We start from the raw sequence: 9,129 nt of genomic DNA, 5'->3' as shown, positions 1-9,129 counted from the left end.
GTCGATGTGGCGACGAGTGCACCAAGGCAGAGCCCGCCACAGCCACTACCTGCGACGACTCGCTACGTGATCACGAAGTGCGGCTGGAGTACTAGTCCGCAGAACATGCAGGAGAACGACTCGGCAATGCCAGTATCGACTTGATGGCCCGGATGCTCGCAGTCCTCGTCGAAACATGCGCAGGGCACGGCGGTGAGGTTCCCTACCGCGGTACCGCTGTACCCGCAGGCTGGGCATTCTCTCCAGCCGAGGTAGCCGTCGTCAGCGCCTTGGTTGTCACGCATCCACCCGGAGAGGTCGGTGTGAACGATCTTTAGAATTGGTAGGCCGGGGTGTTCGGCACGGGCGATGTCGGCCAACCCGGCAATGACGCTCGAAGAGATGAGCACCCTCACCGCCATGGAGATCTGCGCCTTCTGGTTGATGCCCGGGACAGCGTGCGTAGCATCCGGCTGGGCTGGGAACGGCAGTACCTCGTACCTCGTAAGCAGATCTGTCGCGGACTGGCGCGCCCGAGCGCCGGCGACACGGAGGCCCGTCACCAGAGCCGTGAGAGCCATGTCGTGCTGGCGGTTGTCGGCACAATCCGTGAACCCCCGGGGTGACAGCTCGATGGCCGTTGCCAGAGCCGCGCTGAGTACCGAACGGGCGGCAGCTCGTTCGACGAGCGCCTGCTCTTCGGCGGCGACTTCGAGCGACGGCCAGCCGACCTGACCTGACGGGCCAGGCATTGCCGCCACCTTGTCCAGGTCGATGAACGTGCTCTGGTACTCGCCCCAGAAGGCGGTTGAGTCAAGGTCGAGTTCGGCACGCACAGCTTCCACGACCCGAAGGCTGATTTCCAGCACCGCCCTGACGGCCTTCTCGTCGTGGTAGGCATAGTGGGCGACGCTGTTACGAGCGTCGGCGACCGGCCGGAACGCCTGCTCAGTGATGGGCATCCGGCCCCGCATGAAGACCGTCGAGAGCCGGAAGGCCTCGACGATGCCGATGGTTTTCGCCTCGTTGAGAGGCTTCACACCGGGCGCATCGCCGTGGCCGAGTGCGTGGAAGCGATGGGCCCAGTCCGATTTGTCGGAGATGAGCAGCGGATCGTGGTGGCACAGCAGGGCCTTGAGAAGATGTTCGCACCCGATGCCCGCGTGGAGCACGGCAAACGCCTGATCCTGCGAGCGTCGCCATGAATCAAGGCTCGAATGCACGAACTGGCGCGCCATGTCTGCGAACTTTCGCTCGTCCAACCTTTCCATCCTCCCTTTCGTTGGCCAACGAGCTGGCCGGACACCCCGTACGGTACGGCGGCGATGGCTGCTACTGCGAGCGGTTTGCCGAGACGGGGGTGTCGGCCTTGCGGGACGGGGCGCGGGTGGTTGGGAAGTTGGTTTTCACGCAGCGCCTGCGACCACAACCGCCGTGCGGGCGGGCGAGCTTGGGTGTTCAAGCCTGCTTCTGTGGAGCTGAGTTCATGAACGCCAGGAGCTGGAGACATCCGATGATGGAGCTGTTCGAGTGCGGCGTTCAAGTGGGTTGCCCCCGGGTGAGCCCAGGCCGAACGGGAGTCTTTCGAGCACGTCCCGGGCGTCGGCGAGGGCGGCCTCCAGCTGGTCGCGGAGTGGCTCGGGGAGGGTGGCGGAGCCGAGCGCGCAGGCGGCGAGGGCCTGTGCGAGTTCGGCTGTCCGGCCGGGATCGAGGCGGTCACGGATGTCCGGGTGGGAGAGGAGGTCGCGCAGTGCGTAGCCGTCGCCCGTCTCGCCCGCCCGGCGGCAGAGCTGCTCGATCAGGCTTCGGTCGGCGGAGGTGTCCGGGCCGGCGGCGTCGATCGCGGTCAGGGCGAGGCGGGTGGTGAAGACGGTCAGGCCCTCGTCCGGTTCGAGGGTGAGGTAGTGGTCGATCGCGGTCTCGGCGGTGTGCCGGTCGCCGGGGCGGCACAGGGCGGTGAGCACAGCGGTGACGGCGTCCTCCCACGGCTCGCCCGGCTCGGTGGCGGCCAGCAGGGCGAGGGCGCCGGGCAGGTCATTGTTGGTCATTGAGGCGAGGACGGCGACTTGGCGGCCGTCGAGGATGCGCTGGCCGATGCCGCGATGCGCCTCGACGTGGTGCAGCGCGTCCGTCCAGCGGCCGGCGGTGGTGAGGGCGCGGGTGCCGTCGGCAATGACGACGCGCCACAGCCACTTGCGGACTTCGTGGCGCTGCTGGTCGGTCTCGGTGAGGTGGGTGGGGACGGTGATGCCGTCGAGGGTGGTCTCGGCGGCTGTGGCGACGGCGCGATAGAGGTCGAGGAGGAGCTGGTGGCCGTGTTGGTGGTGGCCGGCGCGGATGTGGAGGCGGGCGAGGTTGACGATCGGCTCCAGGCCGCGGATGGCGCTCATCGCGGGGAGTGGGCCGCGGGTGAGGTAAAGGGCGGCGTGGCGGTGGCACAGTTCGCGGGCGTAGTCGGGGAGGCCGAGGTCGGAGGCGAGGAGGGCTGCCTGGTTGAAGACGGTGGAGGCGAGGCCCGGGTCGGCTTGCCGGGAGGCCGTGTCGGCCAGCTTGGTGAGCCGGCCGACACGGGCGTCGAGGGGCAGGCACGCGGGCCGGTGGCGGGCGACCAGCGGGAAGCGCTGGGCGATCGGTCCGGTCGGGTGCACGCGGGCTACTCCCAGGTGACGGTGATCGGGTGGTGGGGGCGGCTCAGGACGAAGCGGCCGGCAGCCGGGTCCGCGGTGGCGGGGGTGTCGGGGAGTTCGAAGCGCAGGGGTCGGCTGCGGAAACCGGTGTTCCAGGTGCGGATCTGCTCGGCGACGAGGTCGGCGAGGGCGGCGCCCGTCGGGCCGTGGCCGATGACGCCGGTCTCGTAGGTCTTGCGGCCGTCGGGGTCGGGCTCGCCGGGGCGCAGGGTGAGGTAGGCGAGGGAGTCGGCGTCCACGGTGGCCATGGCGCCCCAGCCGAACATGGGGTTCACGCCGCGTTCGCGGGCGTTGCCGGTGACGCTCATCCGCATCAGGGAGTTGGGGAGGGTGAGGGCGAGCCACAGGTCCTGGTACTCGTAGGTGGTGCCGGCCGGGATGGTGACGCCGGTCCAGACGTCGTGGCGCTCGGTGTCGAGGATGCCGAGTAGCAGGTCGGCGTCGACCGCGTCGGTCTGGTCCTTGTGGACCTGGACGGTGAGGTCGCCCTCGTGGGTGAGGGTGACGGTGCGGCGGGCGTCGTCCATGCTGCCGCGCAGCGGCATGAAGACGGCGAGCTGGTCGTCGACCGACACCCAGCCGTTCTCTCCGCGTTCGAAGGCGATGGTGCGCGAGGCGGTGCCGCGCAGACGCAGCGGCAGGACGATCCGCCCGCTGGGCTTGACCTGCTGGAGCCAGGCGGTGGGCATCTCGCTGGTGCTCACGGTGGCGATCAGCCGGTCGAACGGGGCGGCGTCGGGGTGGCCGAGGGCGCCGTCGCCGAGGACCACGTCGGCGTTGGTGATCCCGGCGTCCGCGAGGTGCTTGCGGGCGCCGTCGACGAGGTCGTCGTCCACGTCGACGGCGATCACGTGCCCGTCGGGGCCGACGATGGTGGCCAGGTAGGCGGCGTTGACGCCGGTTCCGGCCCCGGCCTCGAAGACGCGCTGGCCGGGCCGGGCGCCGAGTTGCTCCAGCATCAGGGCGACGATGGCGGGCTGGGAAGCGGCGCTGATCTGGGTGCCGGACCCGTCGGTCTTGGTGTAGGTGGGGTTGTCGGCATAGGCGGCCTCCAGGGGGAAGCCGGGCAGGAAGTGCTCGCGGGCGACGGTGCGGAAGGCGGCCTCGACCGCGTCTGAACGGATGGCGCCCTGGGCGAGCAGGCGGTCGGTGAGGCTGCCGCGCAGCCGTTTGACGGGGGTGGCATTGTTGTTGCTGAGAGTAGTCACGTGGGCGACCCTAGTGGTTGTGTGGATGGTGGGCTGCGAGGGCGTGGGGCCCTCGCCGGAATGGAAGACGGTGTTCAACGCGCGTGCAGCGGCTGCGGATTGGTGCTCGACGGGTACGCCGGCGCGGTTGGCGTGGAAGATCATCAGGTGGGCGAGGACGGCGCGTAGTCCGCGGGTGAGGCGGCCGTCGCGGGCCAGGCGGAGGAGGTCCTGTCCGGTCTCCTCGAAGGCGTCGACCCAGTTGGTGTGTCCGGCGAGCGGTTGGCCGGGGCGGGAGAGTTGGCGGGTGTCGAGGGTCATGAGGCGGTGCATCCTGGTGGTCAGGGTGGCGGCCCGTTCGGGTGCGAGGGGTGGAGGCGCGGGGCGTTCGGCGGCGAACTTGGCCCAGACGTCGCCCTGTTCGTACCAGTCGAGGCCGGCGGAGCGGAGCATGGCGGAGACGAGGACGACGAAGGTCTCGGTGCGGCCGAGGGCGGGCGGGTCGGGCTTGGCGGCGCGGGCCATCAGGTGCCGGCTGTCGGCGTGGAAGAGCCGGTGGGCGGTCTCCATGGCCTCGGGGCCGCCGAACGCCTCGGTCTCCGGCTCGTAGGCCACGGTTGCCCAGCCCTCGACGAGTCCCGCCTCGGCGAGCGTGTCCAGGAGCGCGGTGACGACGGGGGCGGGGGCGGCGGCGCGGTAGCGCAGCCGTAGTCCCTTCTTGCGCATGTACCACCAGCCGTCCAGCGCGCCGGAGTTCTGGGCGTGGGCGAGGACGGGGGCCAGGTGGTGGGCGGTGATCTGTTCGACGGTGCCGGGGTCGGCGAAGGTGAGGTCGTGCTGGATCCAGCCGGTGGTCATCGAAGGAGTCCTTGGTCAGAAGGTCAAGAGGCAGGCATCCCAGCTGGTTGCGGGAATGGTGCCGGTCGCAGGGGCGAGGAGGGCAAGGGCTGTACCGGCGGCGCCCTCCAGGAATCCGGGCCCGGCCGTTTCGAGGAGGTGGTGCGCCTGTTCGTCGGGGTCGGTGCGGGGCGGGTGCGCGGTGTCGAGCAGTAGGGAGGCAGCGGAGCGCAGGCGGGCCGCGTTGTGCGGGAGGGCGTCGGAGGCGGCGCGGTGGGCGATGTGGGCGAGCCCGGCGGAACCGTGGCAGGCCGACAAGTCGGTGGTTGCGGCGAGCGCCTTCGGGTCCACCAGCGCGGCAGCGAGGAAGCTTTCGGCATCGCGGCGCAGACGGGAGTCGTCGAGGGCGAGGGCGGCGAGCTGCTGGGCGCGTGCGACGCCGGCAGTGCCGTAGCACCAGCTCGGCCGCTGCGGCGCCAGCGGCGCGCGGGCATCGCCGTCGCCGTCCAGGTGGCCGGGGGTGATCCAGTATGGCCAGGAGTGGCCGTCGCGCCAGTGCTCCAACCAGGCCAGGATGGTGCGGATCGCCTCGCGCTGACCGTCCACCTCGATACCTTGCCGTAGCGCCAAGGAGAGAACGGCGAGCGGGCCCGCGATGCCGTGCGCCACACCGGTGTTGGCGTGCCCACCGGGGAACCGCTCGTCCGGCGTGCCGGAGGGGCCGTCCATGGTCCACCAGCCGGGCAGCGCTCGGCCGTTGTGCTTCACGTCGGCCGTGAGGCGGACGAGGTAGCCGAGGACCCGGTGGATCGCCTCGCCGTCCGGGTCGCGGCGGAGAAGCACCGCGCCGACGCCGGCCAGGCCGCGGATGGCGTCGAACTCGGCCAGCGCCGGTAGGTCGCCCCGGGTGATCCGGGCGAGGGCTTCATCGCAGCGGCGCAGGGCGTCGTCAGCGACGACGTCGTCCAGGTGGGCGAGGGCGCTGCTGTAGGAGCCGGGCCGTGCCCGCGCGGCGCAGGCGAGTGCCTGTGCGAAGGCCGGAGCGCCGTAGTGCAGGTAGCTGTCCGGGCCGCTGGTCACCGGCCCCTTGGCGGCGACGGCCAGCCACGCACGTACCGGTTCCCACGGGCCTCGGCCGGTGGCGGCGCGTTCGATGTGGAGCAGGGCGATGCCGGGTGCGCCGTGGGCGAGGGACTGGCGCCACTGTGGGCGTGACGACCAGGCGGACGCTGCGGCCTCGGGGTCGGCGAGGAGTTCGGCGATCCGGTCGGACAACCGCAGAGAGGGGTGAGGGACGGTCACCGGTCACCGTCCCGCGACAGGCGGGCGAGGGCGGCGGCCCGGGCCAGGTAGAGGACCTGGGCCTCGTCGTCGAAGTCGATGCGGTGCGCGCGGACGAAGCTGCAGTGCAGCAGGGAGCCGAGCACGTCGTCCGCCTGCACGCCTTCGGTGTGCGAGCCGGGGAAGAAGCAGCGGTAGGAGTCGAGCGCCCGGTGGCGTACGGACCAGGCATCCACGATCGCGGCCCCGCCGGGTTCGGCACACAGCGCCGCCCAGCCGCGGGCGGGGTCGGCGAGGTGCACGGCTTCGCGGAACACCGACCTGGGTACGGCGGTCGGCGCCTGAGCCGGGACGTTGTCGACGAGCCAGCGCAGTCCAGCGGTGGTCGATCCGGCGAACCCTGCGGTGATGGCGACCGCCTGGGCGGCGAGCAGCGCCCACTGACCAGGCAGCACGGTCTGGGACAGCTGGGCGAGGACGGCGGCAGAGTCGGTGCGGAAGACTTCTTCTGCCGCTGCCCATGCCGGTCCCTCGCCCCAGCGTCCGGTCTCGGTGTAGGAGGTGGGGTAGACGACCTCGGACAGCAGGCCGGTCTGGTGGAGTTCGGCGGTCCAGGTGCTGATCACGGTGGCGGCGGGGCCGAAGGCGACGGGCTCGGGTAGGGCGATGCGCAGCCGCAGGTGGTTGCGCGGGTCGCGGAAGCGGACGAACCACCACTTCGGGTTGCCGAGTCTGTCCAGGAGGTCGGGCAGGTGCCGGGCGAGGACGGTGTCCTGGCGTTCCAGGTCGCCGTAGAGGGAGGCGAGGAGCACGCGGGAGGTGCCCGGGGCGTCGCCGTGGCCTCGCTGCAGGACCCGGTGTGGGGTGGGCTTGGGCAGGCGCGGCCATGCCGGGGCCCGGGTGGCGGTGACCGGGACGACGATCTCGTGGGCCCGTCCATCGGCCCAGCCGAGGTCGGCCGGGTTGGGTTCCTCGACGAGGACAGCGTGCGGGGCGGAGCGGAGGTGGTCGCGGAGCAGGACCCGGTGGCCGGGATGGTCGAGGTCGAGGGGAAGGCCCTGGCTGTCGGCGGCGAGCAGCACGTGACGTGGGGCGAGGTGCCGGCTCAACCACGACGTGAGGGCCTCGTTCCACCGCTGCTGCGAGGCGTCGCCGGAGGGAAGTTCGGCCGCGGTGAGGCGCCAGGTGGCGGGGGAGAGGATGACGCGTCGGTGCCGCAGCCGGGGGCGGAAGGGCAGCGCGTGGAGCGAGCCCCAGTCGAAGAGGGTGACCTGTGCGGCCTGGGCGCGGGACAGCTCGGTGATCAGCCGGGCGAGCGGTGGAGTGTGGTGGCGGAGATTGAGGGCGTGGGTGGCGGTGGCCTCGATCCGGACACCGAGCGTCGGCGCCGCCAGGTACATGCGCCGCCCGTCGCAGCCCACCGCCAGGTCCTCGGGCCCGAGGGCGCCGTCGGTGGCGGGGCGGTGCTCGGCGAGGCTGATCACCAGTCGGCCCGTCGGCAGGCTGCGGGTGACGTGCCCGCCGGCCGGGTCGAGCGGCGGGAACGACAGCTGTGCGGTGACGGCGTGGTCGTCCATCGTCGGGAGGTCTGCCAGCAGGGTGGTGAAGGCAGCCCGGCGCTCGGGTTCGAGGAGGTGGAGGAAGCGGCCGACCGAGACGCCGGCGGCCCGGGACGCCGCGACCACCTCCAACCGGAAATCGCCCCGGTCGAGCGCCGCCCGGCTGCGGGCGTGGACGCGGGCGATGACTTCCAGGTGCGGAGGAAGGCGGGGTTCGTCCGGGCCTGGCTGGAGGGAGGCCAACAGCGCTGCGCCGAGGACGACCTCGCGCTCGCCGTCGAGTGCGGCCCGCTGGGCGAGGGTGGCGAGCAACTCGTCGCGCTTGTCGAAGCGTGGCTGGTCGGCGGGCCGGGCGCCGGGGTAGCCGTCGGGCCAGCCGATTCCGCTGTCGGCCACCACGTCGAGCAGCGGCACCAGGGCGCCGCGGCCGTAGCGCTCGTAGAACCGCTGGTGGTAGGCGCGCCACGCCGCGGTGCCGTTGGGCGCGGCACTGAGCCGGGCCAGTAGGTGGGCGGCTCGGGCAGCCTCGTCGGCCACTGAGCGGGGGAGGACCAGGTCGGCGTCCAGCCGAAGGTCGACGGCGGGGACCGGACGAGGATTGCCGGCGGTCCGGAGGTCCGTCAGGATCTCGGCTGTCTCGGGGATGTGCTCGGCGCTGATCTTCGACAAGACCGTGAGGAGGTGTCCGAGCGGGTCGGGGCTGGTCGCCGGAGCGTGCAGGTTCGTGATGAGCACACGCTGGGCGACGAGCTCGGACAGCATGCCGGCGACCTGTTCGACGGTTGCGGTCGGGAACTCGGTGTGGACCTTGTCGACCAGCTCTCGGAAGCGGATCGGAAGGCGAGCAGCGGTGAGGGCGAAGGCGACGGGGCGGGTGCGGCGCAGGGTCGTCTCGACCGCGGCAGTGCTGCCGTCGGCCCGGGGGACCGGTCGGTGGGGGACGACGAGGCGCTCGCCCCGCACCTGGACGGTGTTGTTCGCCGTCACGTCCAGCAGCGCCAGCACGGCGGGGCGGCACTCCAGCAGGCCGACAGCCTGTGCTATCAGGGACTCCGAGACACTGGTGACAACGTGGTGTCCGGTACCCCACCGCACGACGCAGGACGGCCCGAACGATGCCGCCTGCACACCCGCGAAGCGTCCGAACGGGGTGGCACGGCCGACCGCGCGCAGGACGTAGCGGGCGGTGGAGAGCGCGGCACGCCGAACTTCGCGCGGGTTGGGCTGGGGACCGCCGATCAGCTGGGCGATGCGATCGGTGAGGGCCGGGCTGGCCAGTTCGAGGGCCTGGGCGAGGTGGGCGTCGGCCCACAGGGCCCGCAGCCACTGTGCCTGTTGGAGGGCTGCGGCGGGTCCGGTGGCTGAGAGGTCGGGCCACGCTGGCACTGGCAGGTCGGGATGGGCGACGGCGCGTACGAGAGCCGCGTTGGCGGCGCGGTAGACGGCTTTGGGAGCGGGTGTGCGCATCGCTGCGGACCTCGGGGCTCGGAGACGGAGGCGGGGAGGGGGCGGGGGGGTGCCCCGGGGCCGGGCCCCGGGGACCCCCCCCGGGGGGGAGAGCGCCCCCGGGGGGGCGGCCCCCGTCGCAGATAAAAAAAA

The 9,129-nt window shown here is 72.0% G+C and carries 5 protein-coding genes; all 5 read right to left on the bottom strand.

The features are described from left to right. Window positions 1-62: 62 nt before the first annotated feature. The 5 genes from ACFRAR_RS28815 to ACFRAR_RS28795 all read right to left on the bottom strand — a co-directional run bounded on the left by ACFRAR_RS28815 (window position 63) and on the right by ACFRAR_RS28795 (window position 8,997). A complete protein-coding gene (locus ACFRAR_RS28815; protein ID WP_380701375.1) occupies window positions 63-1,241 on the bottom strand; it encodes a hypothetical protein in 1,179 nt (392 codons plus the stop codon). Between the two features lie 222 nt (window positions 1,242-1,463). Beyond that, entirely contained in the window at window positions 1,464-2,627 is a 1,164-nt protein-coding gene (locus ACFRAR_RS28810) for a hypothetical protein (RefSeq protein WP_380701373.1), read from the bottom strand. A 5-nt stretch (window positions 2,628-2,632) separates the two neighbouring features. Further along, window positions 2,633-4,711 carry a methyltransferase, FxLD system gene (gene fxlM / locus ACFRAR_RS28805; protein ID WP_380701371.1) on the bottom strand — a complete coding sequence of 693 codons (2,079 nt, stop codon included), beginning with the start codon at window positions 4,709-4,711 and terminating at the stop codon, window positions 2,633-2,635. A 15-nt stretch (window positions 4,712-4,726) separates the two neighbouring features. Then, entirely contained in the window at window positions 4,727-5,992 is a 1,266-nt protein-coding gene (locus tag ACFRAR_RS28800) for a lanthionine synthetase C family protein (protein WP_380701369.1), read from the bottom strand. Then, on the bottom strand, window positions 5,989-8,997 hold the full coding sequence (locus ACFRAR_RS28795; protein WP_380701367.1) for a lantibiotic dehydratase: 3,009 nt from the start codon (window positions 8,995-8,997) through the stop codon (window positions 5,989-5,991). The genes ACFRAR_RS28800 and ACFRAR_RS28795 overlap by 4 nt, the downstream gene beginning before the upstream one ends. Window positions 8,998-9,129 lie beyond the last annotated feature (132 nt).

The organism is Kitasatospora sp. NPDC056651, assembly GCF_042792155.1.
Lineage (GTDB): Bacteria > Actinomycetota > Actinomycetes > Streptomycetales > Streptomycetaceae > Kitasatospora.
The sequence above is the reverse complement of the archived record's forward strand: the minus strand, read 5'-3'. Positions and strand labels throughout refer to the sequence as shown.